Origin of the sequence: Bradyrhizobium neotropicale (assembly GCF_001641695.1) — a bacterium.
Taxonomy (GTDB): domain Bacteria; phylum Pseudomonadota; class Alphaproteobacteria; order Rhizobiales; family Xanthobacteraceae; genus Bradyrhizobium; species Bradyrhizobium neotropicale.
Genome location: NZ_LSEF01000071.1, coordinates 14,027 through 36,910, shown reverse-complemented (window position 1 = coordinate 36,910; position 22,884 = coordinate 14,027). Strand labels below are relative to the sequence as shown.

Here is a 22,884-nt window from a genome sequence, read left to right as displayed (position 1 = left end):
GACCGGCTTCCTCTGTGCTCGCATAATTACCTCATGGGTTGCGAGAGCGCGGCCAATCGTTTGGCCGACTCTCTAAGTGACGGTGTTGGTTGTGTCGGTGGGGACGGCTTGTTAGCCGTCAGGGCGTGGGCGTGCCTTGCGATAGCCAAGGCATAGACCAAGCAATCAAGCGGCTCGTTTCGCTTGATTGTGCGGTGATACGCGTAGCGCGGTGCTCCCTTCACGTATCGGACCCGCAGCTCTTCGGAAGCGAGGCCCTCGAAGTAGTCCGCGTCCAAGTGATCCGGCAGGCGGATAAGGCCGGGTCCGATCTCTTGAAGGGCAAGCGCCTTCTGAGCGGTAAGCTTGCCGCTGTCCGCGCCCACCAACATGAGCCTGAGCTGTCCGCGCAATCGACCGCCTTGCGCGATTATCGGTCGATCAAAGCCGGACACACCCTTTACGGCATACGCTGCGCGGGCTTTCCGCCGCTGAGCTTGCACGAACTTCGAGACCTGATCGGCGTTGAAGCCGGAGTCAATCGCCTGCACATACACGGGCAAGGCTCGCCCGTCTGCGGTTGCGAAAGTGGTCGCCATTGCTTCGTCGAGCTGTCGCCATACAGCGTCGCCGCTTGTGTCCCCCGGCAGCTTGAGGTGATTGAGGACGCTGAGCGTCTGATCGCCGTGGTGACCCAAGAACGTGCACTCAAGGCGATCCGCCTGCACGTCAACCCCGGCCGACACGAAAACGAGATTGGGCGCATAGGGCGGCGCGATCTTCTCGGCACGCTGTTGCAGCTCCGACGAAGACAGCTCGACCTCGGTGCCCGCGTCGTACACTTGCGCTAACGTCGTGTTGTAGAAGACTTGCTTGGCTTCAGGCGTGGTCGCCGCTTCAAAGTTTTGTGCCACGGACGCCATTGTCGAGAAGAGCGACGACAGCTCCGTGATATGGTAGGACCGAATGCCCGGTTCGCCGTTTGCAGTCGCTTCCCATCGTCCGCGCTCGATCATCGCGCGGCGTTTGGCTTCGTCGATTACGACTCCGCAGCCATCGCATGAAAGGTGCGCGGTCGCGGGCTTGCCTTCGTCCCACTTCAGATTCTCAAATGCGAATAGCGCGGAGTGTCCACAGTCGGGGCACTTCACGACAAGGCGCCGTTGATCGCCGCGCAAGTACCATTGATTAATGCGCGAGCCCATCCGGGAGGTCGGAGTCGACACGATGACGATCTTTCGGCCCTTCCCTTCGAACGTCTTCGTTCGCTTTATCGCAAGGCCTATGGGGTCTCCCTCGGGGCCAGCGGACGCGGCAAACCTGTCGATTTCATCAAGGAATAGATATTTGATCGCGCGAGCGGCAAGCTCGTCAGCTTTGAACGACGAAGCAAAGCTGAGCTGCCCTCCAGGGAATGTCTTTGCAGCGAGTGAATTCGTGCCCCCGCTGCTCCCCTTTCGGGTGTCTTGGCCTTTTCCGATCAGCTCTCTTAGTGCGGGCGACGAAGAGACCAACGGGTCAAAACGCTCCCGCACGAATTCTTCAGAGCGCGCGCCGGTCGGCGATACGTGGAGCATCGGGCCAGGATCACCGGCAATGCAATGCCCCATGATCGCGTTGATTACTGTCGACTTGCCCGTCTGCGACGCCAGCATAAGAACGATGATTTCAACATCGTCGTCCGCAATCGCGTCGATAGGCTCGCGCTGATAGGCTGTTAGTCTGAGCGGTCCCGGGATTGCGTTTGCCGAGCCCGGCAGGATTATTTGTGATTCCGCAAATGTGGTAGGCGCGACGATGGGCGGCGGTGCAAGCGCGCGCAGCCAGCCGCGCGCAAGCTGCTCATCGATCATGAAAGGGCTTCGGCGTCCAAGTCTGCAAAGAATTTGGCTTCATCCGCGAGCGTGCCAAGCACGTCACGGACTTCGGTTTCGACGATGCGCGCGATCTCCCGCGCGTCAGTCTTGCCCGCCACCTTGGGGGCGAGGCGATGGCCTAGCGACAGAAGCGCAGTGCGTGCCTCCGCAAGGATACGCTGGCCTGTAGCCGTCACAGCCTCGCGCGGTATGAGCGAGCCTTCGAGCTTGGCGTTCAGAAGCTCAATCTTGCGGGCTCTCAGGCGCTCGGCGTGCGCTCGTGCCTCTGCGAGACTATCGGTAGTAGTGTGGCCGCCCTCGCCCCTGCCGTTCGCCGCATGCCCGATGACGCGAGCCGGGTCCGGTATCGATTGTGCGAGTTGCGCCGCTTGCTCGAAGCTCGCGGTTTGCGGGTCAAGCCCGGCTGCCGTCACGGCGCGGCGAATAGTCGCCTGATCCAGGCCCGTTGCCTCGGCAACGCGACCGATCACGCCTTTGGGTCGACCCATGATCATTCTCTGCTATAGATTTTTGATTCTGTTTTTCCGCAAACACTGCGGCCGAGCACCGCAACGGACGAATTTCAGGTTGCCGGAAGGACCCAAGCGTGCCTGTGCGGCCCGCTGCCATGGCGCATTGTGCGCGACTTCGGCATTACATCAGCGACAAAGCCACTTCGCACATGCTCGGCTGCATTACGGTGGCATACGCCGCGATACCCGGCGGGGCTTCGCGCTTGTCATAGCTAAAGGATGCAAGAAAGCTGTGCGTGTCGAAGTCTTGGCCGCCAATCCTCAAATTCCTCGGGAGCGCATTGCCGCTCGCGCGGAATTTGGCCAAGCATTGGAGGATATAGACACGCGACTTCTCAGCGGTCGTGTTGTGCTTCTCGAAGCTCGGAAGCACATCGGGATACTCGTTCTGTTGACTCATGGTTCTTCTCTCTGTGTCGTGGACGCGCGCCGCGCCCACGCATGGGCGAACCGCCTGCGCTCCATACGGGTCGCGGCGCGCTAATCCGCCGCTGCCCTGTCGACGCGGCTTGCGGCGGTGTCTTGTCTTGCTATTCCGGGTCGGTTGGCGGTGCGATGTAGGGAAGACCTTCGGCGTGCAATTGCTTCTCTATCTCCCGGGGCAAGAGCGAGTTCAGTTCGAATTCAGCTCGCCGCTGCCACTCCTTACGCGGCACTGCTTTCTCGTTTCCGAGCGCATAGCTTGGGGTCTCGGCAAAGACGCCCTTTATTGGCAGCCTCGACTTACCGCGTCTCACAGCGGCGAACTTGCCGCCCACGGTGAACGCGCTGCGGACGGTAAGGCTCGCAGATGTTCCGCCCGTGAGCCGGTATGTGCTCGCGCGCAACCCTTGACCGCGAGTCACAGAAGCTCCGCTTGTCGACATGATATTGATACGCGCTTTGGTCGCCGTAAAAGATGCCGATAGGTCAGTGCGCGTCGTGCGTCTGACTTTGCCAACGGCACCCTTGAGGCGCGCTCTCGGCACCCCGATGTCTTCCGCGATTTTGGTTAGAGCAATCCTCCGCGCTGCCGTGGCGGATTTGTCGACCGCGCGTCTTATGGCGTTACGGAGGCCTCGCGCCGATAGCTCGCGCGCCCAGGCTTCGAGCTTGCTCGCGTCAAGCGTTACGGTGATTACGGACATACCCGGTGACCTGTTTGTTAGTTGAAGTATTCGCTCGCTGTGCTATCAGCGCCGCTTTAACGAGCTAGGAGCTGAGGAACTTGAAAGCAGCGAAGACGAAGAAGCGGCAACGCCGCGAATGGAGCGCGACCGATGTTCGCGATCTCAAACGCCACTCGAAGGCAAAGACACCTGTCACGAAAATCTCGAAAGAGATGAAGCGCACGATTGGCGCTTTGCGTCAAAAGGCTTTGGCGCTCGGTATCGGCTTGGGTCATCAGCGCTGATACGACACGGGCAGCCGCGCGCTCCTATGCCTGCGGCTGCCGGTAGGTGTAGCGTGCCGCGTTCGCGCCAGCGCGCTCCAGCCACTTCGCTGCGGTGTTCGCCAGCTTTTCGGCCCCTTCAGCGCCACGCCATTCGTTCTACGGCCTTGTTTGCCGCAACGGTCGCCAGGACGGCCCAAAGGTTCTTTAGTCGCTCATCTACGGTTTTTGACATCGGCATTCGCTCGGCTCCCACTTCGTGGGCTCTGCGGGCTCCGGCATCGTTGCGGCGAACCGGTCGCCCTGCTCAACCATGCGCGCGAGCGGCGATCCGGGCGCGATGCTCGGCATAGCGTGGCGATCAACCCGCATGCGCAGCGCGTCCACGGCCGGAATGCGGCCGATTGCGCCGAGCTTCTCGGCAGCTCGGTTGATGAGATCGGCGAGTGCGTTCAGCTCGCCTGCGAGCGCCTCATTCGCCATTATCATCGCTCGATTTGTCAGCGTCGCACGCGAAGGGCTTCGACCCGTCACCACTTCGCAGGTAGTTCAGGGGTACTTCATGCCCAAAGCGCTCGCCGTCACCGTAGCATCGCGCGGAGCCAACCCCGACGCAGGACGCCATCAAGGCTGCCAGCACTTCCAGCGCGTCGGCTTGACGTTCGCTTGCCTCCGCGAGCCTATCAAGCTTCGCCCCGATGGCGATCAGCGCGAGGTCGCGGGTGGGGACTGTATCAGCGGGCGGCTTCAGGCCTTCGGCGAGGCCCTCGAAAACAGGATCACTCATAGGGCGGTTCTTTCAATGTGGGGCGGGTGTGCGGGGGTGAACGCCGCGCGGACCGGGGACCCGGTAGACCCGCGCGGCGCATGCCCCGTTCAGGACAAGAGCCAGTGAGCCCGCATTCGCTGGCCCTCACCTATAGGGACGCCCTCGACAAAATCGGCTGGAATCCGGAATTGATCGGGTAAGCCTTTGTACGCATGAGAACTTCGTGCCGGGCATCTACAAAACGGCACGGCCATCTCGACCTCAGACTAGAGGCAAGGGTCCATCCTAGAGGACGAACTAAAGCACAGAAGAGCGGCTTTCTCTCTCTCTCTATACAGAAAACTAAACCAACAGTTGATTGATTTAATTGCCTCTACTAAAATTCGCGGGTGTGAAAACCCTTAAAGGTGATCCATGAAGCGCGTCCAAACAGTAATGATTTTCACAGTTATGACAGTCGCTGTTACGTATTCCGCCGAGGCTTTAGCGGCCTGCAATCATTTTCGATTGACCTTCAACAACGGCGGCTGCGTTCAAATGAATAGTTCAGTGTTGATGGGGTACACGGGCGGGGCTGAGGCCGCCTATCGAGTGGTAAAGCCGGCCCCGCCTGCCAATGGCATCAACTACGACCTGGAAGGCGCCAACATGACGGAGTGGCGTTTTGTGGCTACGACGAACTATTCTGATCGGCCCGAAAATTCTGACATTGCGATGATCGACACAGGTAAGCGAGCCATGAAGGCGACTTGTACGCAAGACATCAACTGCCATCACGGGAATTAGACGAAGAACGCTCCCACTCCCGACGCGACCTAAGTCCATCTGTGTCACCCGCAGCCTTATAGGCTGCGGGGAAGTGACACATGGGGAGTTTGGACCGAAAGCGTGTCAGGTGACACGCTCTGACACGCCTGACACGTTTCACCCCTTAATGCTTGATTTTGCTCGACTTAGCGGCGTTGCGAAAGCGTGTCAGAGGCGTGTCACTCTACCCGAAAACCGAGCGTGTCAGTCGGCGTGTCACCCGACCAACTGACACGCTTTCTGACACGCCTCTAATCGACGACGTAAAGCCGCCCTCTTCGCTCCGACAACACCTTATCTTCGACCGCCTTATCTATGACCCGCTTAACCCCCGTCCGGTCTAGCAGCGCTAGCGGCTTCCCATCCAGATCGCAGAATTGCCGCCGCTCCGCGTTCAGAGCTTCTCTGAGCGCCGCAGGCATCAGGGCCACCGAACTCAGCGGCTCATCGGCTGCAGCGGCCTTTTCGGCCTGCTCGCGCGCAACGCCCATGAGCATCGCCACCCGGTCTTCCCGTCTGTCAGAGACCTTGAGCGGCGTGACCTCTTCGTCGTCCACGGCCATGTCAATACCTTCGCCGACAGTGACCGGGCGTACGATACAGCTCGTAACGTCCTCGCCGTCTTCGTCCCGGCCAATCACGACTTCGACCAACTTGAACCTGATAGACTGAGCCTTGGAGGCGTCGCGCATCTTCTCGACACTGAGCATTGAAGCGCCCTTTCCTTCTTCGGCCAACAGTGTGAAGTCGACCGCGCCCAGGATCGCGCTAGAGCCGCGCATGCCCTTTGATACGTCCTTGCCGCTGTGATGGACGATGAGCACAGCGCAATCGAGCGCAGACGCAACCTTGCGCAGGCGTTCGCAAACGGTGCCCATATCCTTGTCGCTGCTCCCGTCTGCGCCGGTTGTCGCTGCGGCCAGCGTGTCAAGGATGATGAGCCTCACGGGCTGTCCGCTCTGCGCTTCACACTCTCGCGCAGCCGCTATCAACTTTTCGGCGGCTTTGCTGTCGCGGAAGAGATTGGGGACATTGTCCATCAACGCTACGTCGCCGCCACGCGTATCATTGTTATCGGCCCACGCCTTTGCGCGCCCGGCAAATCCTTCGGCACCTTCAGCGTAGCAATACAGAACATCCCCGCTCCGAGTTTTACGGCCGAACCATTCACGGCCTCGCCGCGCATGGCTCGCTAGGTCGAAGACGACGAACGACTTACCGACGTTCGGCAATCCGTACAGAGCGCCCACGCTGTTGAGCGGGATGAGTCGTTTCACTAGCCAACGAATAGGTCTGTAGTTCGCAACAAGCTCGCCTGCCCGTTGGGTCAATCCCGGCTTGGCGCCTAGGCTGTCATCGTCTTCGTCATCAACGGCTTCGAATGCGCTTCCGTCGCTCGGCTTCGAGACGTGTGCGGGATTGAGCTTCGCTCGCGCGAATTCCCTCGCCAGTTGTCTGGTATCGGGATCACCTGCTCCGTCCCATTCCTCGCAAAACACCGCGTAATCGTTCACGCTCAGCTCGGGGTAAGCGCCGACCAGGAACGTTGCAGCCTGCATGCGATTTGCTGAGCGATCCTCGCCCGGGTGATCGTAAGCAAACCCGAAATCGGGCCGACACTCTTTGATGTAGTCGAGCGGGTACTTACCGGCAACGGGATCAAAGAGCGCTGCATGATCCTCGCGTTCGCCGCTCTCAAGCTCTTCCATATACCTTTTGACTTCAGCATCCTTATCACTGAGCGACGTTTCACTCTCAGTCGACGCGCCGATAAGCTCCACAATCTCTTGCGGCAGTTGCGGAAGTTTCCCGCTCACGACCGCGCGCAGGAATTTGATGCGGTCTTCGTCGGAGCCATACGCAGCACCGTCCGCGCGGATCGAGCTGGGCGCGACAAATTGACCGTTCCGACCACGAACATCCGTCGAATACAGTTTCTTGAGCAGCCCAGCCTGATTAGTGAAGGTCCCAAAAGGATCGCTGAAGACGTAATGCCTGCCACCGCTCCGGGTAGCGCTCACATGCACGCCTTCAGGCAGTCCTATCTCAGCGAATAGCTTCGCCATCTTAGCAGGCCCGCCATCTTTAACATCAGAATCGAGAACGACGAGTTTGCTTGGACCACAGCTCACGCTCGGGACGGCGTCCGGGAAGCGGCGCCACAGCTTCTTGATGACTTCCGGATCACGAGTGGCGCCGACATGCACGGGCTCAACCTCGTGCTTCTCCATGAACTCTTCGACGGCGGCTTCAACGTCGGCCTTGGTGAGCGACGTGTCAGCCTTGTTAAATCTCGGCACCAGCGGAACCTTCCCGTTCGAGGGGAACACCCACAATCCGACCTTAGCCAATTGAAATGCTGTCTTGCGGTTGCGTGACCTGCGGGCACCTGAGTTATCAATGGCCTGCGCCGATGTATTCACGGGCTTGTCCATTCTTAAGCAGCTTTCTTCTTAATCGGCGACTTGCGTTTTGTGATCTCTGCCAGTGACGGCGGGACGTTCGGTTTCGGCAACACAGGGCCTTTAGGGCTGCGTCCTTCCTTCGCTAGGTACGCTTTAATTCGCTTCTCGTAGCCCTGGGAGCCGTAACGACTGGAGGCCCTTCGCCTTTGATCTGCGTTACCGCACAACTCTGCGAGGTCTTCTGCGTCACGGTCCGCAATCCACGCGTCGCGATCATGCTCGCTCATGAGGCCCAACATTCGGCAAATCTCCGGCGCGAGCAGACCCAATTCATCGAGCTTTTCGATACGGCTTTGCGGAATCATCATTAGGGCGCGGTCGCTTCCCTTCTGTGCGTCGAAGCGACTGAGCGTAGTTTCACGCGCGAGCGTATTGACGATCTCGTATCGTAAGCTAGCGAACAATCTTTCGATTTCGCGGTGCCAAGCAGGGCTATCGAACACGGTGCCGTTAGTCGCCCGTCTAATGTCGAGTTTCAGCCCCTTCAGTTGACGGGCCTCCTCAAGAGTCACCTGCTTCGTCGCTGCAACCGCGATAATTGCCGCTTCTAAGCTTCCGTCTCGCATTCGCGCATAGGCGGTTGACGTGCTGCATCCCATCTTCCGTGCCAGATCGACCGGGGTTGCGATTTTGAGAAACTTGCAGTCGCGCCGAATTGCGCCCGCGATAACTCTGATTTCGAATTCGCTCTGCGCGTCGGGTAACAGCCGCATGCCGCGTTCGATTCGAGCATATCGGCATTCGTCAGATTCGCAGGGACGGGTACACGCAAGATAAAAGCGCTGCGTTTCAATGCGTCGCTTGCGCCCCGCATCGATTGCGGACTCGGGGTCGGAATGGAGACGTTCCCCGCCAAGCCAAAATGCGGCAAGGCTTACGTCCGCTGATCCGGCCTCCCCACGCTTCTCAACAGAGACCCGCCTGCCCTGAGACATTAGGCACGGACTAGCGACAGGGCGGCCGTCTTCTCCCAATTGGTTTCCATTAGCGTCCGCGCCGCCGCGCGCAAGCCAATCGGTGCCTTCGCGCTCAAGGCGCTTCGATGCACCGACCGCGCGGGTGAGCGGCTCGTTTCGTTCGGTCTCGCCTTCGCGAGCTAGCACCTCGCGGCTGTCAAACAGCGACGCCGGGTTCTGAAATTCGGACATAACCGAAGGTCTCGAAGCCGGGGCGGTCAAGCGGACAGCACGCGAGCGATGACGCTGGCCCGGTATCGGCGCGAGCCGCCGAGCTTAAAGCCCTCTCCGACTACCGCTTTACCAGCGGGCGAATAGAGCCACGCCTTGGACACGCTCAATAATCGGCGGACTTCGCTTACAGTAAGGGCGGCGTCGTCAGGCATGCCCGGGCGGGTTGCGGGCCTCTGTTCAGCGCGTGCCGGGGGTTCCAAGGTTTTCATAGGCGCGAGTTCTCCTGTCCTCGCGGGAGCGCTTAGCTCACCGCTAGGTGCGTTACGGATGATCCGGCTGGGCCGGGGTTGGTGGGCGATAGGCGATGCGATGAAGGGCGTGTGGCCGTCCTCGGACGGGCTCAATCGACAACCGGAAACCGCAGCGTGAAAGCCCGGCTAGGCCGAGCAGTCATCATTAGTCTTAGTGGGGCCAAGGCAGATTTGTCGACTTAGGGGGCATCAGGCGGCGCCGACCCGGGCTCCGGTCATACCGCCAGCCGCCTCGGGATTTCCCGGCCGAACCGCTCAAGTCAATAAATGGGGCATTGGAACTATCGAAATCGCAAAAAAATTTCCCCCCGGATAGCCCACCCCCGGAGCCGCCAACCCGCGCGGCGGAGGCGCGCACAAAGTTTCCCCCGGGTTTCCCGAGGCGAACGGCTGCTCGACACGTTGATGCTAAGTATTTGATTTTGCTGGCGCGCTCGGAGAGATTCGAACTCCCGACCCTCGGAATCGAAATCCGATGCTCTATCCAGCTGAGCTACGAGCGCTTCGGCCCGACCGTCGGGCCACTACCGAGATACGCCTGTTCGGTGCCTTCAGGACCAGCACCAAGCGTGATGTTCGGATGCGTTCGACTTAGCAGAGAGGTTTGACAATAAAAAGCCCCGCCCGCCCTGAGCAGACGGACGCGCTCACCAGGTCGTGTTGAAGAGGCCGAAATGCGGCTGCTGCGCCATCAGCATCATCGGCCTGCCCTGCGGTTGCACCGGCCGCGCCCTGGCGACCCTGCGCTTGGACGCCTTGGCCTCGGTCTTCTTGACCGATCCTGCCTCAGCCTTCGACCCAGGCGGGATGAATTGGGCAAATGTCTCGCGGACCCGCGCCTTGGCCGACATTTCGTTCAGGACGGGTGACGCGGTTGCCTGCGGCGCGGCAACAGCGACCGTCTGCACGACGGGCGCGGCGATCGTCGGCTTGCTGGTATCGAGCACGACGCGTTCCGGCAGTTGGCGATCCGACCGGATGCGGATCGGCGGCGGATCGTTGCTTGCGCTCGCGATGCCCTGCGTCGCGGGGGGCGCCGGCCATACGAAATCCGCCGCGAGCAACAGAGCGAGCAGCGCTCCACCGACGAACATGAAATACCGAAAGATGGGCATTGGACATCGCTCCGTGCGCGCTTCCAGGCGCGGGCACTCCGCGTTAACCGGCGATCCTTTAATTCGTTCATAAGTGGGGCTGTTCGGTTCAACCGGCAACACCACGTTTTTTGGGCGACGCGGCATTAACGGTAACTTTTCCGCTATCGGAACCTGCGGCCGCTTACGCGCGCCGCGCTGCGATCACCGAGCACTTGGCCTGATCGGCATTGACGTTGATGACGCCGACGGAAATGCGCGCAAACGTCTTGCGGCTCTTCATGCTCACGATTTCGGGAAGCACGCGGCTGCGATCGGTCAGATGGCTGCCGTCGCGCCGGGTGAAGGCACAGACGATCTCGAGATCCTTTACGGCATAATCATTGTCGTTTCGCAGGGTGAACGTCACGAGCGCCTTCGAGCCAAGCCCGCCGCGTCGCCAGGTCTGGGAGGAGATCCGCAGGTGATCGAGCTCGGCTGCCGCGGCCTGGCTTGCCGCAGGGGTTGTGGCCGGCGCGGGATCGACGGTCGCCAACTCGGATTTCCGCGGCTCGCCTTCAGCACTGTTGCCCTTGGAAGGCGTCAGCATCCAGACACCACATCCGACAATCAGCGCGGCCAGCAACCACAGGAGGCTTCGGCCACATGAGACGCCTATGATCGTCGCTCTCCGTGCCAGACGGTCGCCGATCCCGGCGAAGTGTCCCAACCCGATCCGGTCAAACCCTGCGTTCATGGGTGCACCACCGACAGCGGCCGAAGCACGTTCTGTGCATCACGCTTCCTGCAAGGCCGATACGGCCTTTCGATAAGGGATTCGACCGCTAGTTACTTAATCCAATAGGGGAACTATGGTTCCCGCGCTCATGCGAATTCGGCAACGACGGTGGCGACTGCCGGCCGGGGTCGCTAACATGCACTGCAACATCGCAGGCCCCTGTCGGGAGGAAATGAAATGCCAGTCGTCACTTGGGATCACGTCCATCTGCGCAGCCCCGATCCGGAGGCCACGGCGGCCTGGCTGCGGGATATCCTCGGTGGCGAGATCGTGCGCGCGCCGGGGCGGATCGACGTGAACCTTGGTGGCGCCAGGATCTTCATTGCGCCGCTGGAGGGCGACAATGCCGTCAGCCCGCCCCCGCCGCATCCCCATCAGGGCCTCGACCATTTCGGGCTCACGGTGAAGGACATCGACGCCGTCGCCGCGGAGATCAAGGCCAAAGGCGTCGAGTTCACGCGCGAGCCGACGACGATCCGGCCCGGCGTCCGCATCTGCTTCATCCGCGGCCCGGAAGGCATCTCCATCGAGCTGCTCGAGCGCGACAAGAAGTACACCTGATGCCGCGTGGGCGGCGCTCTATGCCGCCCAAGCCCAGGTTGCGTCGGCTAGGTCATGCTGCCCGGCATGAAGCAGCGGATGGTGACGCCCGTGTAGCCGTAGATCGGCCATACCATGGTACGTCCGACCCGATTGGGCTCGGAGATCACGGCTTCCTCGGGCACATCGACCCAGACGAGCTCTTGCGCCTGACCATTCACCACATAGTCATAGCGCGGGACGCGGACACGATAGTGCCCGTCCTTGCTCTCCCAGTCGGAGTCCGAGATCGCCGAACCGTCGGCATCGGAGCAGCATGGCCCCTTGCCGCTGCGCAATCCGTCGAACCAGGCCTTCAATTCGGCATTGGTGTTGACGAATTGGCCGCGGTCGCGCGCGTGCCCCAAGGGGGCAGCGAGCGCAACCAGCAGGAACGCGCAGCCGAGCCTGCGCACGCTTCGCCAGCGTGTCGCTTTGCCAACCTGCTCTGCTTCGCAATTCGTGGGACGCGTACCGTACAGGCGCGGCTCATCGCCGCCGGAATAGATCCAGTGGGTCACGTTCGTCTTGCTCCAGCACCCCGCGGCCAGTGCAATGATGGTTATGCATTTCGCGGGCCAACTCCGATTCGCAACGACTGGTCCCGCGGCACTATGAGGCCGTCATATCCACGTCACAGACAAGCCGGGATAACTACGGTTCGCGGCATTGATCAGCGCTGTCGGTCGCCAATCTGACGCGTTGCGCAGGCCAACGCGCTTTGGCATAAAAGCTGGACCGGTCCGCCTTGGGCGAAGGTGGCCGACCTGCGGGCGTTATGAAAAACGGTCTTTATTCGATTCATGTGGCGCTGCTCGATGGTCGAGTCGGCAAGGGCAGCGGCGTGATCCTGTTTCGCGACGGCCAGATTCTTGGCGGCGATGCCTACCTCTATTACACCGGCAGCTACACGGTGAAGGACAACACCTTCAAGGGCGAGGTGCTGGTGCAACGGCACACCTCCCCGCGCGGCGACGACAATCCCCTGTTCGGCGGCCCGGCCCCGGTCGGCATCGGCGTCAGCGGCACCTTCACCGATACGCGCGCGGAGATGACCGGGACGGCGCTCGTCGGCAAGGCCAGCCAGATCTTTGGCGCCACGCTTCGCAAGCTTTCGGACGTAGACTAGCTATTCCGCAGCCTGCTCGAGCGGCGCCGTGCGCGGCAGGATCATCTGGATGCGCGTCCCGCCGCCCGGCTCGGAATCGAGATCGAGCCGTCCACCCAGCCGGTTGGTGACGATGCTGTAGACGATGTGCAGGCCGAGGCCCGTGCCGCCCTGGTCGCGCCGCGTCGTAAAAAACGGATCGAAGGCGCGGCGGCGCACATCGAGGCTCATGCCGCAGCCATTGTCGCAGAAGATGATCTCGACATTGTCCTTGCCGGACTCGCGCACCTGGATGTCGATGATCCCCGGACGTCCATCCGGGAAGGCGTGCGCCACCGCATTGAGGAACAGGTTGGTCAGCACCTGGCCGTACGGGCCGGGATAGCTGTTCATGGTCAGATCGGGCTGACAGTCGACGTTGAGCGTCAGGTTGTGTTTGCGCAGGCCCGGCCGCAGGCTCATCACCACCTGCTCGGTGAGGTCGGCAAGGTCGAAGGTGCGCTGGTCCGAATAGTTGCGGTCGGCAGCGACCTGCTTGAACGACTGGATCAGCTCGGCGGCGCGGTTGAGATTGGCCACGAGCTGCGAGGACGCATCGCGGCTGGTGTTGAGATAATCGTTCAGCGTCGAGCGGCGCAGCTCGCCCCGCTCGACATCGGCGCTGAACATCGCGGTCTTGCGCTCGAGCGCGGAGGCGACCGTCAGGCTGATGCCGACGGGATTGTTGACCTCATGCGCGACGCCGGCGACCAGCCGCCCGAGCGCCGCGAGCTTCTCCGCCTCGATCAGCGAGGCCTGGGTCTCGCGCAGATTGCGCAGCGCGGTCTCGGCGGCTTCCTTCGCCTTGCGCATCTCCAGCTCGCCGCGTTTGCGCTCGCCGATGTCGAGCGCCACGGTGACGATCCGCTCGATCTCGCCCTCGGTATCGAGCAGCGGCAGCTTGTTGACGAGCCATTGCCGCATGCTGCCGGAGGCGTCCTTGTACTCCTCCTCGTAGAAGCCGAGCCCCTTGCGGAGCTTGAGCACCCGCTTGTCGTTCTCGTCGGTCTTGGCGGCGCCGTAGCGCGACATCAGGTCGGCCGTGGTGCGGCCAAGCGCATCGCCGGGCTCGATGCCGAAGATGCCGGCCATGTAGCGGTTCATCAGCACATAGCGCAGGTCGCGGTCCTTGACGTTGATCACGGCGGGTACGGTGTCGATAACCTGCTGCAGCAGGCGCCGGCCCTCGGCGATCGCATCTTCAGCGCGCTTCTGGTCGGTGATATCGCGCAGCGTGCCCTCGTAACGGACGATCCTGCCCTGCTCGTCCCGCACGCCTGTCGCACTGTCCGAGAGCCACAAAATGTTGCCGCTGCGCTGGCGCACCTGGTACTCGAACTCGCGCACCATGCCGTCGCGCTCCATCAGCCGCTGATATTCGGCGCGCGCCTCTGGATGGACGTAGATGGTGTGGGCGATATCGTTGATGCTGTCGATGAGGTGTTGCGGACTGTCGTAGCCCATCATCCGCGCCAGCGCCGGATTGGCGTTGAGGAGGTCGCCGGCCGGCGTCGTGACATAGATGCCGTCGACCGAGCCTTCGAACAGCTTGCGATAGCTCTCTTCCGCAAGCCGTTGCTCGGTCAGCGCGCGCACCGCGGCCTCGCGGGCCGTGTCGGCCTCCTCCAGCGCACGGCGGAACACCTCGGCGGCGCGGGCGATGTCGCCGATTTCGTTGTCAAGGTCGGCCGACGGGATCGACGCGTTCTTCTCGCCGGCAGCGAGCGCGCGGATCGACCTTGCGATCTTTGCGAGCGGCCGGACGGTCCGCCGCACGACGAAGGCGGCCGCGACGATGCCGATCAGCACGCCGATCGTGCCGAACACGATGCTCTGCCATCTCGCCTCGGTCAGCGTACGGGCGAAGTCGCGCGACAGCACGTGGCCGCGCCGCGCGCTGACCTCGCGCAACAATTCGGTGACGCGGCCGATCAGACGGCCCTCGGTACCCAGCACCTCGCGGTCGATATCGGCGATCTGCCGTTCCCGGACGGCCACGGCGATGATGGCCTCGGCATAGCCGTCCACCGCTGCCTTCAGCTTGGCGTCAGCGATATCCATCGTCCGCATGCTCTGCGCGGCCTGCTCGGCCGCCGACGGATTGCGCGCCAGCAACCCCAGCGCGATCCGGCTCTGCGCTTCCGACAGGTGGGCCGCCAGCTCGCGGTCCGCGGTTCCGGCGACGGCCGCGTCGAACTGGTCGCGCAAGGGCGGCAAGCCGGCCAGCAGCTGGGCGCGCCGGTCGATCAAGGTGGAGATGCGATCCAGCCCGCTGCGGTAGGTCGCGAGCCGCTCGGTGACCCCGTCGATCATGTCCTGCTGCTCGGGCGCGAGCTCGATGCGGGTCTTCTTCAAGATGTCGCTGAGCGTTGCGGCCGCCTCGCCGACCTGCTTGAACTGGATGCCGGCGCCGGGATCGGTGACGAAGTCACGTGCGGCCAGCCGCAGCTCGTTCATGCGCCGGTCAATGTCCTCGGCGAGATCGCCGACACTCTGGAGCCGCTGCAGCTCCGCGAAGGTGGAATCGATGTGCCGGATCGCGATCACGCTCGCCGTCGAGGTGACGATGATCACCGCCAGCACCAGCAGGAAGCTGCCGAACGTCAGCTGGCCGATGGAGAGCGAGAATATTCGCTTTTTCTCGGGGTTCGGCGACAATTCGGCGGACATTGGTGTGGTGACCGGGCTCCTGGCAGCCCAATATACGACGTCTTGCGGCCTTGGGGGAACATGCCTTCGGCCGCGGAATATCCTTAAAATTGCAAGCCGCGACCGCCCTCCCTCCTCGGTTAACCTTTCCGGTCAGGACGTTTTGACGCTGACCGGGCCCCTCGCCGGGATGGTCATGGCGGCAACGCCGACGACGACGCAGGCAAGCCCGATCCAGGCGGTCTGGCTCAGGCTTTCGCCGAGGAAGGCGACGCTGATGGCGACCCCGATGGGCACGCGGAGATAGGCCTGCGCGGTGGTGCCGACCGAGCCGAGGGTCTGGATCAGGCGGAAGTAGATCGCGAACGCCGCGGCGGTCGAAAACACGGCGAGCGCGAGCAGCGCCAGCACGGAAGCCAGCGAGGGCGATAACGTCCAGGGCTGCTCGACCACGAGCGAGGCCGGGATCAGCGCCGCCGCCCCCGCCAGCAGCGAGCCGGCGGCGGGCGCCATCGGATCGAGGCCCTTGAAGCCGCGGCTGAAGATCGCGGCGCAGGCGTAGCAGATGGTGGCGGCGACGATCGCCGCCTCCGCGACGAGGCCGCGGCCGACGTCATGAAATGCATCGACGCCGACGATCAGGCAGATGCCGGCCATCCCGGCGACCACCCCGACCAGCTTGCGCGGCGTCGTCGCCTCGTGCCGGGTCACAGTGACCGTGAACAGGAAGGTGAAGATCGGCGCGGCCGAATTGAGGATGGTGGCGAGCGCGGCATCGACATGACGCTCGCTCCAGGCAATCAGCGTCCAGGGGATGACGCTGTTGAGCACGGCCTGGAAGGCGAAGCGCTGCCACGTCGCGGCGTCCGTCGGCATGCTGATGCCGCGCGCTCGCATCACCGCGAGCAGCAAGAGGCCCGCGATCGCGGTACGCGCCGCGATCAGCGTGATCGGCGGGATGGTGGCAACGCCGAGCTTGATGAAGGTGTAGGAGCCGCCCCAGAACGTGGCGAGCGCAAGCAGCAGCGCCAGCTCGACGGTGATGTTGGTGTCCTGCCGGCTGTCCATGTCACGCGGTCCGTCCTGCCTCGAGGCAGCGGAACTTACCGCGTCAGGATCACCGATAATTCGCTACGCATCGAAGTGTGTCAGCCGACCGCGCCGACCTCGAACACCTCGCCGTCATAGCCGGCCTCGCGGGGAATGCGGAGCTGGCGGCCGCTTTCGGTCTTCGTCATCACCGGCATGACCGTGACGATGGACATGCCGCGGGCATGGTCGATCGCCGCGCTCACGCTGCCCTGCTTCGCCAGCCGGATCAGGTTGCGCGTGGTCGGGAACGGCAGCTTGAAGCGCCCGCTCTCGCCGCCCTCCACTGCCTCGCGCGGCGACACCCAGATCGAATCCGTCGACTCTCTGCCGTCATGTGCACCGAGCTGGTCGGGCGGCGCGGCCGCAAGGAAGAACCAGGTGTCGAAACGCTTGGGCATGCCCTCCGGTGTGATCCAGTGCGCGTAAGGCACCAAAGTATCCAGCGCGAGCTGGAGGCCGTTGTCGGCGAGAATGCTGAGAAAGCTGATCTTGTGCTCGTTGAGCGCGACCCGATGCTTGTCCGCGATCTCGCCGGCACGTTTGGCATCGACCGGCGCGGATGAGCCTCTCAACCGCGCCAGCAGGATGCCGCTCTCCTCGAAAGTCTCGCGGATCGCGGCGATGCGGAAGCCCCGATCGGCCTCGCTTAGTCCCTCGCCGCCTGAATACAGGTCGGACCGGGCGACGATCTCGTTGTCGCCGGCATCGACGCTGCCGCCGGGAAACACCAGCGCGCCCGAATTGAACTCGATCTGATGATGGCGGACCATCATGAAGACTTCGATCTCGTCGCGGCTGTCGCCGTCTACACTCGCGCAGTCGCGCAGCAGGAGGATCGTCGAAGCGGGACGTGATGCTGATGTCTCGGCCATGCGATTAACCTGCGGCGCTCGATTGCGGCTGGAGATTGGCGCGCTTGTCGACGCGGGCGACGCGCGACAGGAGATAATCGACCTCGGCCTTCGCCGCCGCGGTGATGGTCGCGCCGGGCTTGCGCTGCGCGCTGGAGGCGATGATGCCGCGCTTCTGGAGAACGTATTTGCGTACGGCGAGCCCTGCCCCGGGCTGCTGCTCGTAGCGGATCAGCGGCAGGTGAGCGTCGAACAGGTCATGCGCGGCATCGCGCTTGCCCTCCTTCGACAGCCGCACGACGTCGATCAGCAATTCGGGGAAGGCGTAGCCGGTCATCGCGCCGTCGGCGCCGCGCTCCATCTCGAAATCGAGGAACAGGCCGCCATTGCCGCACAGGATCGAGAGCGGCCGCAGCGAACCGTCCTTCTGGAAGTTGCGCAGCGTCGAGATCTTCTCCAGCCCCGGCCAGTCCTCGTGCTTGAGCATCACGCAGTTCGGATTGTCGGTGACGATCTTGCGGATCACCGCGGGGGTGAACACCACCGACAGGGTCAGCGGATAGTCCTGGAGCACCCAGGGCACGTCGGGGCCGATCGCTTCAGCGGCCTGCTTGAAATAGCCGGTGATCTGGTCGTCGGTGCGCAGCGACGGCGGCGGCGCGATCATCACGCCGGCGGCGCCTGCATCCATCGAGGCCTTCGCCAGCGAGCGCATGGTGGCAAAGCCGGGCGCCGAGACGCCGACGATCACCTGCATCTTCTTGGCGCGCTTGACGAAGCGCACCGCCACCTGCTCGGCCTCGGCGGCATCGAGCTTCGGCGCCTCGCCGAGGATGCCGAGCACCGTGACGCCGTCGCAGCCGACCTCCTCGTAGAAATCGGCCAGGCGGTCGATCGAGCGCTCATCGATCCGGCCGTCATCGTGGAACGGCGTCGGCGCGATTGCGAAGGTGCCCTTGGCATCGGCGGTGAGTTTCATAAGTGCCTCGTCTCTCTCTAATTGTCGTTCCGGGGCGCGACGCAGTCGCGAGCCCGGAATCCATAACCACGCTGCGTGTGCGGGTTGCCGCATTCGCAGAAAACTAAGAATAGGCGCGCCGGCCTATTTGGGTTGCGCGAATGGCCCAAGGGCCAAACGCGCCGGGAGTATGGATCCCGGGCTCACGCTTCGCGTGCCCCGGGATGACGGCAACTCCTAAAACCGCCGCGCGCCCATCTTGATCTGCTCCTCGGAGAAGAAGATCTCCTTGGCGTGATCGACGATGTCCTGGGCGTTCCAGCCGGTGTGCGGCGGTTTCCAGCCTTCCATCTCCATCATCCGCATTTCGCGCACGCCGCGGGGCCCGGACACGCCCAGCACCTTGCCGGTCTGGTCGCCCGACAAATCGCTGACCATGTATAGCACGGCCGGCGCGATGCCGTCCGGCCCCAGCGCCGCACCGGGGTTCTCCTTATAGCGGGGCAGGTCTGCGGTCATGCGGGTCAGCGCGCCCGGGGCCAGCGTCCAGATCCGGATGTTGTATTTGCGGCCCTCGATCGCCAGCACGTTGGACAGGCCCCAGATGCCGCCCTTGGCCGCGCCGTAATTGGTCTGGCCGAAATTACCGATCAGGCCCGAGGTCGAGGAGGTGTTGACGATGACGCCGCCGCCGTTTTCCCGCATCCAGCGAAACACCGGCATGGTGCAACAAAAGGTGCCCTTGAGATGCACCTTGATGACCTTGTCCCAGTCGGCCTCGGAGGCTTTTGCGAAGGTCTGGTCGCGCAGGATGCCGGCATTGTTGACGAGGATGTCGGCGCGGCCGAAATGCTTGATGGCGTCGTCGAACACCGACTGGCCACCCTCCATGGTGGAGATGTCGGCCCCGTTGGCGACCGCCTTGCCGCCTCCGGCCTTGATTGCGTCCACCACCATCTGCGCCATCGACTTGTCGGCGCCGGAACCGTCGCGGGGCCCGCCGAGGTCGTTGACGAGGACGGATGCCCCTTCCCGCGCGAACAGCTTTGCGTAGGCCTCACCGAGCCCCCCGCCCGCGCCGGTGATCAGCGCGACCTTGCCGTCGAGTAGTCCCATGGTGGCTTCTCCCTGTTTCTTGTTTCTTCGCCTCTCCCCGCAGGCGGGGCGAGGGAGTACGCCGCCGGTGCCTTCCTAACCCAGCACCGTCTTGCCGTTCTTGATCACGGTGACGCCGCGCGACTTCACCTTGGCTTCGAACGAGATCACGTTGCCGTCCTTCCAGAGGTCCATGGTCACGATCTCGCCGGGATAGACCGGGGAGGAGAACCGCGCGATGTGCTGGCGGAAGGCGGCTGGGTCGTAGTCGGCATAGGTCTGCAGCACGCCGCGGCAGGTGATACCGTAGGTGCACATGCCGTGCAGGATCGGGCGCGGGAAGCCGGCCTTCCTGGCGAACTCGGGATCGGAGTGCAGCGGGTTGCGGTCGCCGCAGAGGCGATAGACCAGCGCCTGGTCGGGACGCGTGGTGATGTCGATGCTCTTGTCGGGCGCGCGCGACGGGATCTGGTGGGCATCGGGCTGGATCAGGTTCGGCCCGCCGAAGCCGCCATCGCCGCGGGCGAAGCGTGAGGCGACCAGAGTCGCGAGCTTCTCGCCCTTCTCGTTCTTCAGCACGGTCTGGTGGCTGATCACCACGCCCTTGTCCTTGCCCTTGTCGTAGACCTCGAGCACGGAGGAGTCGGCGGTGATGTGGGCGGCCGTCGGCAGCGGCTGGTGGAAGGTGATGTCGCGCTCGCCGTCGACCACCATCACGCGGTTGAGGTTCATCTCGCCGGGACCCGAGCCCCAGGCGGCGACGGAGGCGAAGGTCGGCACCACCTTGAGCGGCCGGGGCGTCAGCGTACCCTCGTTGACGAAGGCGAGCTCGCTCTCGTCCATCGGATCGGCGCCGAGCCCGATGCCGTAGGCATAGAGCATCACTTCACGGTCGGTGTAGGCGTATTTCTGGCCGAGGTTCTTGAGAGATTTAAGTTCTTCGTATCTGGCCGACATGTTGTTGGTTTCCTCCCCGGGTCTCTCTCCGCGAGCAGCGGCGCCCGTTAATGTGCCCTCTCCCCTTGTGGGAGAGGGCCACGAGAGCCGTGCAGCAATCTCATTTGGGTGAGGGGTTGGCTCCGCATCGAGAGTCCATCCGCGGAAAGAGACCCCTCATCCGGCGCTTCGCGCCACCTTCTCCCACAAGGGGGGAAGGAAGATTCGTAGGATGGGTAGAGCGCAGCGAAACCCATCATTGCCCGCGTCGGTGGGTTTCGCTTCGCTCTACCCACCCTACGCAGCACGCCGCGTTAGACCGGCGTGAAGAACGGCAGCGGCGCGCCGTCCGTCGGCTTGAACACCACCTTCACCTTCTGGCCGATCTTCAGCGTCGTGAGATCGCAATCGACGAAGTTTGTCTGGAGTGACGGACCCTCCTTCAGCGTAACGTAGCCGATCGCGTAAGGGCCGGTCGGCGACTTCCGCATCAGGCTGTAGGTGTAGATCGTGCCCTCGCCCGAACTTTGCTCCCACACCGTCTTGTCCGAATAGCAGAACGGGCAGATCGAACGCGGGAAGTAATGCGCTTCGCCGCAGGCGGTGCAGCGCTTGATCATGAACTTGCCCTGCTTCGCTGCTTCCCAGAACGGCGCCGTCTCGGCGTTGGTCACAGGTGCCGAATATTTCTTTGCTTCGCTCATCACACGCGCTCCAGAATGGCCGTCGAGGCTGCGTGGCGGACGCCGAGCAGGCCGCCGGTGCCGTGGGCGATGGCGAGATCGCAGTTCGGAACCTGCACCTTCGGATGCGCCTCGCCGCGCAACTGCCTGACGGCCTCGATGATCTTGGTCATGCCGCCGCGGTTGACGGGATGGTTGCTGCAGAGGCCACCGCCATCGGTGTTGAACGGCAGCTTGCCGACGCCAGAGATCAGATTGCCGTCGGCGACGAACTTGCCGCCCTCGCCTTTCTTGCAGAAGCCGAGGTCCTCGAGCTGCATCAGGACGGTGATGGTGAAGCTGTCATAGATCGAGGCATATTTGATATCCTTCGGCGTGATGCCGGCTTCGTCAAATGCGCGCGGGCCGGACCAGACGCCGGCGGAATAAGTGAGGTCGAGGTCTTTGCCGCCGCGCGGGCCCTTCATCGCTTCGCCATGGCCGATCAGGCGCACTTGCGGTTTCTTCAGGCTCTTGGCGATCTCGGGCGTCGTCACGATCAGCGCACCGCCACCGTCGGAGACGACGCAGCAATCCATGCGATGCAAGGGATCGGAGATCATCGGCGAGTTCAGCACGTCCTCGACGGTGACGACGTCCTTGAGCATCGCATGCGGATTGTATTGCGCATGATGCGAGGCCGCGACCTTGATCCAGGCGAGCTGCACGCTCGTGGTACCGTAGTCGTGCATGTGGCGCATGGCACACATGCCGTAGGCATTGTGCGTGGTCGCACCGTAAGCCAACTCGAAATCGGCCTCGGCACCAGCCGCACGCGGCGGCATCACGCCGGTGCGCGGCTTGCCTGCGAGCGTGATCAGCGCGATCGAGCACTTGCCCGCGGCAATTGCTTCCGCGGCATGGCCGAGATGGATGATGTAGGAACAGCCGCCGGTCTCGGTGGAATCGACGTGGCGCAGCTTTTGGGTGTTGAGGCCGAGATAATCGACCATCGGCCAGGCGCCGCCGGGGGCGTCGCCGGCGCAGAAATAGCCGTCGACATCGTCCTTGCTGAGCCCGGCATCCTCGATCGCCCCCTTGGCGACCTCGGCGTGGAGCTGCGCGGTGGATTTGTCCGGCGCATGCCGGGTCGGGTGTTCAAAAATCCCGGCAATGTAGGCCTTGCCCTTGATGGTCAAAACTTCAGGTCTCCGCTGGCGTTTCTTCTTGCTCCGTTTTTCTGAACCGCGGATGCCCCGTTGGCAAGCGCGGAAATATTCCGTCGGGCGAGAGGGCAGCGGGTCGACGCAAGTGCTACGCTTGCCCCATCATCCTGAGGCGCGAGCCATGCGGCGCAGCGCGCCGCATGGAGAGCCTCGAAGGATGAGCGGCCGAGCTGCTTCAGCGCTTTCCTCGCGGCAAGACCCGGGCCGTCGCCCTTCGAGGCTCGCTGCACGGTGCTACGCACCGCACCGCTCGCACCTCCAGCGACAATGGCTTCGCCATTGCGCGGGGGTGACGGTCATGCATTGCCCGTCTGCCTCGACGTCGTCACTGCGAGCGCAGCGAAGCAATCCAGGAGTCTTTCCCCGGACGCATTTCCGGATTGCTTCGCTGCGCTCGCAATGACGGGCAGAGTCGTAAAGGTGTTTTGCCCGACGGCACAAGTGATTTTCTTTTTTTCGAAAACAATCCCATGCAAAGTAGACCGGCGGTTGATTTCGAACAGAAATCGTAAGGTGGGCAAAGCGAAGCGTGCCCACCTCTCCTAGTGCAATCCGGGTAAGATGGTGGGCACGGCGCTTTGCGCCTTTGCCAACC

Annotated in this window: 22 protein-coding genes and 1 tRNA gene; 4 read left to right on the top strand and 19 right to left on the bottom strand. The window is 62.9% G+C overall.

Annotated elements, in window-relative coordinates:
* Nucleotides 1-26: 26 nt before the first annotated feature.
* From AXW67_RS23745 to AXW67_RS23735, 3 genes are all read right to left on the bottom strand, one after another.
* Entirely contained in the window at nucleotides 27-1,832 is a 1,806-nt protein-coding gene (locus AXW67_RS23745; protein ID WP_063679806.1) for a phage terminase large subunit family protein, read from the bottom strand.
* Entirely contained in the window at nucleotides 1,829-2,326 is a 498-nt protein-coding gene (locus tag AXW67_RS23740) for a hypothetical protein (protein ID WP_201723706.1), read from the bottom strand. Before AXW67_RS23740 ends, AXW67_RS23745 begins: the two co-directional genes overlap by 4 nt.
* A gap of 163 nt (nucleotides 2,327-2,489) precedes the next feature.
* Nucleotides 2,490-2,768 carry a hypothetical protein gene (locus AXW67_RS23735; protein WP_063679804.1) on the bottom strand — a complete coding sequence of 93 codons (279 nt, stop codon included), beginning with the start codon at nucleotides 2,766-2,768 and terminating at the stop codon, nucleotides 2,490-2,492.
* Nucleotides 2,769-3,575: 807 nt separating this feature from the next.
* On the opposite strand from AXW67_RS23735, the gene AXW67_RS23725 reads away from it, so the two are divergent.
* A complete protein-coding gene (locus AXW67_RS23725; RefSeq protein WP_063679802.1) occupies nucleotides 3,576-3,761 on the top strand; it encodes a hypothetical protein in 186 nt (61 codons plus the stop codon).
* 198 nt (nucleotides 3,762-3,959) lie between these two features.
* Here AXW67_RS23725 and AXW67_RS23720 read toward each other — a convergent pair whose 3' ends face one another.
* Entirely contained in the window at nucleotides 3,960-4,223 is a 264-nt protein-coding gene (locus AXW67_RS23720) for a hypothetical protein (protein ID WP_063679801.1), read from the bottom strand.
* The gene (locus tag AXW67_RS23715) at nucleotides 4,213-4,527 is read right to left on the bottom strand and encodes a hypothetical protein (RefSeq protein ID WP_063679800.1); all 315 of its coding nucleotides are present in this window, start codon (nucleotides 4,525-4,527) and stop codon (nucleotides 4,213-4,215) included. The genes AXW67_RS23720 and AXW67_RS23715 overlap by 11 nt, the downstream gene beginning before the upstream one ends.
* 396 nt (nucleotides 4,528-4,923) lie before the next feature.
* Here AXW67_RS23715 and AXW67_RS23710 point away from each other — a divergent pair, with 396 nt between their 5' ends.
* Nucleotides 4,924-5,295: a hypothetical protein gene (locus AXW67_RS23710; RefSeq protein WP_063679799.1), complete on the top strand. Its 372-nt coding sequence runs from the start codon at nucleotides 4,924-4,926 to the stop codon at nucleotides 5,293-5,295.
* A 272-nt stretch (nucleotides 5,296-5,567) separates the two neighbouring features.
* Here the strand turns inward: AXW67_RS23710 and AXW67_RS23705 are convergent, their stop codons facing one another.
* The 5 genes from AXW67_RS23705 to AXW67_RS23685 all read right to left on the bottom strand — a co-directional run bounded on the left by AXW67_RS23705 (nucleotide 5,568) and on the right by AXW67_RS23685 (nucleotide 11,052).
* Nucleotides 5,568-7,751, bottom strand: coding sequence for an AAA family ATPase (locus tag AXW67_RS23705; RefSeq protein WP_063679798.1), 2,184 nt, complete (start codon nucleotides 7,749-7,751; stop codon nucleotides 5,568-5,570).
* Between the two features lie 2 nt (nucleotides 7,752-7,753).
* Nucleotides 7,754-8,929 carry a hypothetical protein gene (locus AXW67_RS42130; protein WP_145927815.1) on the bottom strand — a complete coding sequence of 392 codons (1,176 nt, stop codon included), beginning with the start codon at nucleotides 8,927-8,929 and terminating at the stop codon, nucleotides 7,754-7,756.
* 719 nt (nucleotides 8,930-9,648) lie between these two features.
* Nucleotides 9,649-9,725: transfer RNA gene (locus AXW67_RS23695), tRNA-Arg, on the bottom strand.
* A 144-nt stretch (nucleotides 9,726-9,869) separates the two neighbouring features.
* Nucleotides 9,870-10,337 (bottom strand): hypothetical protein, encoded by a 468-nt coding sequence (locus AXW67_RS23690; RefSeq protein ID WP_063679796.1) that lies wholly within the window; start codon nucleotides 10,335-10,337, stop codon nucleotides 9,870-9,872.
* A 163-nt stretch (nucleotides 10,338-10,500) separates the two neighbouring features.
* Nucleotides 10,501-11,052, bottom strand: coding sequence for a hypothetical protein (locus AXW67_RS23685; RefSeq protein ID WP_063679795.1), 552 nt, complete (start codon nucleotides 11,050-11,052; stop codon nucleotides 10,501-10,503).
* 219 nt (nucleotides 11,053-11,271) lie between these two features.
* Between AXW67_RS23685 and AXW67_RS23680 the strand changes: the two genes are divergently transcribed.
* Nucleotides 11,272-11,655, top strand: a complete 384-nt coding sequence (locus AXW67_RS23680; RefSeq protein WP_027555130.1) for a VOC family protein — start codon at nucleotides 11,272-11,274, stop codon at nucleotides 11,653-11,655.
* Nucleotides 11,656-11,702: 47 nt separating this feature from the next.
* Here the strand turns inward: AXW67_RS23680 and AXW67_RS23675 are convergent, their stop codons facing one another.
* Nucleotides 11,703-12,194, bottom strand: coding sequence for a hypothetical protein (locus AXW67_RS23675; protein ID WP_063679794.1), 492 nt, complete (start codon nucleotides 12,192-12,194; stop codon nucleotides 11,703-11,705).
* Nucleotides 12,195-12,451: 257 nt separating this feature from the next.
* Here AXW67_RS23675 and AXW67_RS23670 point away from each other — a divergent pair, with 257 nt between their 5' ends.
* Complete coding sequence (locus AXW67_RS23670; RefSeq protein ID WP_027555128.1) at nucleotides 12,452-12,802, top strand: GrlR family regulatory protein; 351 nt, start codon at nucleotides 12,452-12,454, stop codon at nucleotides 12,800-12,802.
* On the opposite strand, the gene AXW67_RS23665 is transcribed toward AXW67_RS23670, so the two are convergent.
* The 8 genes from AXW67_RS23665 to AXW67_RS23630 all read right to left on the bottom strand — a co-directional run bounded on the left by AXW67_RS23665 (nucleotide 12,803) and on the right by AXW67_RS23630 (nucleotide 22,262).
* Entirely contained in the window at nucleotides 12,803-15,490 is a 2,688-nt protein-coding gene (locus tag AXW67_RS23665) for a PAS domain S-box protein (protein ID WP_063679793.1), read from the bottom strand.
* A gap of 132 nt (nucleotides 15,491-15,622) precedes the next feature.
* Nucleotides 15,623-16,537 carry a DMT family transporter gene (locus AXW67_RS23660; protein ID WP_063679792.1) on the bottom strand — a complete coding sequence of 305 codons (915 nt, stop codon included), beginning with the start codon at nucleotides 16,535-16,537 and terminating at the stop codon, nucleotides 15,623-15,625.
* A gap of 80 nt (nucleotides 16,538-16,617) precedes the next feature.
* Nucleotides 16,618-17,433: an NUDIX hydrolase gene (locus AXW67_RS23655; RefSeq protein WP_027555125.1), complete on the bottom strand. Its 816-nt coding sequence runs from the start codon at nucleotides 17,431-17,433 to the stop codon at nucleotides 16,618-16,620.
* Nucleotides 17,434-17,437: 4 nt separating this feature from the next.
* Complete coding sequence (locus AXW67_RS23650) at nucleotides 17,438-18,391, bottom strand: dihydrodipicolinate synthase family protein (protein WP_063679791.1); 954 nt, start codon at nucleotides 18,389-18,391, stop codon at nucleotides 17,438-17,440.
* A 216-nt stretch (nucleotides 18,392-18,607) separates the two neighbouring features.
* Complete coding sequence (locus tag AXW67_RS23645; RefSeq protein WP_063679790.1) at nucleotides 18,608-19,486, bottom strand: SDR family oxidoreductase; 879 nt, start codon at nucleotides 19,484-19,486, stop codon at nucleotides 18,608-18,610.
* Between the two features lie 75 nt (nucleotides 19,487-19,561).
* Nucleotides 19,562-20,422 (bottom strand): MaoC family dehydratase, encoded by an 861-nt coding sequence (locus AXW67_RS23640; protein ID WP_063679789.1) that lies wholly within the window; start codon nucleotides 20,420-20,422, stop codon nucleotides 19,562-19,564.
* A gap of 293 nt (nucleotides 20,423-20,715) precedes the next feature.
* The gene (locus AXW67_RS23635) at nucleotides 20,716-21,105 is read right to left on the bottom strand and encodes a Zn-ribbon domain-containing OB-fold protein (RefSeq protein ID WP_063679788.1); all 390 of its coding nucleotides are present in this window, start codon (nucleotides 21,103-21,105) and stop codon (nucleotides 20,716-20,718) included.
* Entirely contained in the window at nucleotides 21,105-22,262 is a 1,158-nt protein-coding gene (locus tag AXW67_RS23630) for a thiolase domain-containing protein (protein ID WP_063679787.1), read from the bottom strand. Before AXW67_RS23630 ends, AXW67_RS23635 begins: the two co-directional genes overlap by 1 nt.
* Between the last annotated feature and the right edge of the window lie 622 nt (nucleotides 22,263-22,884).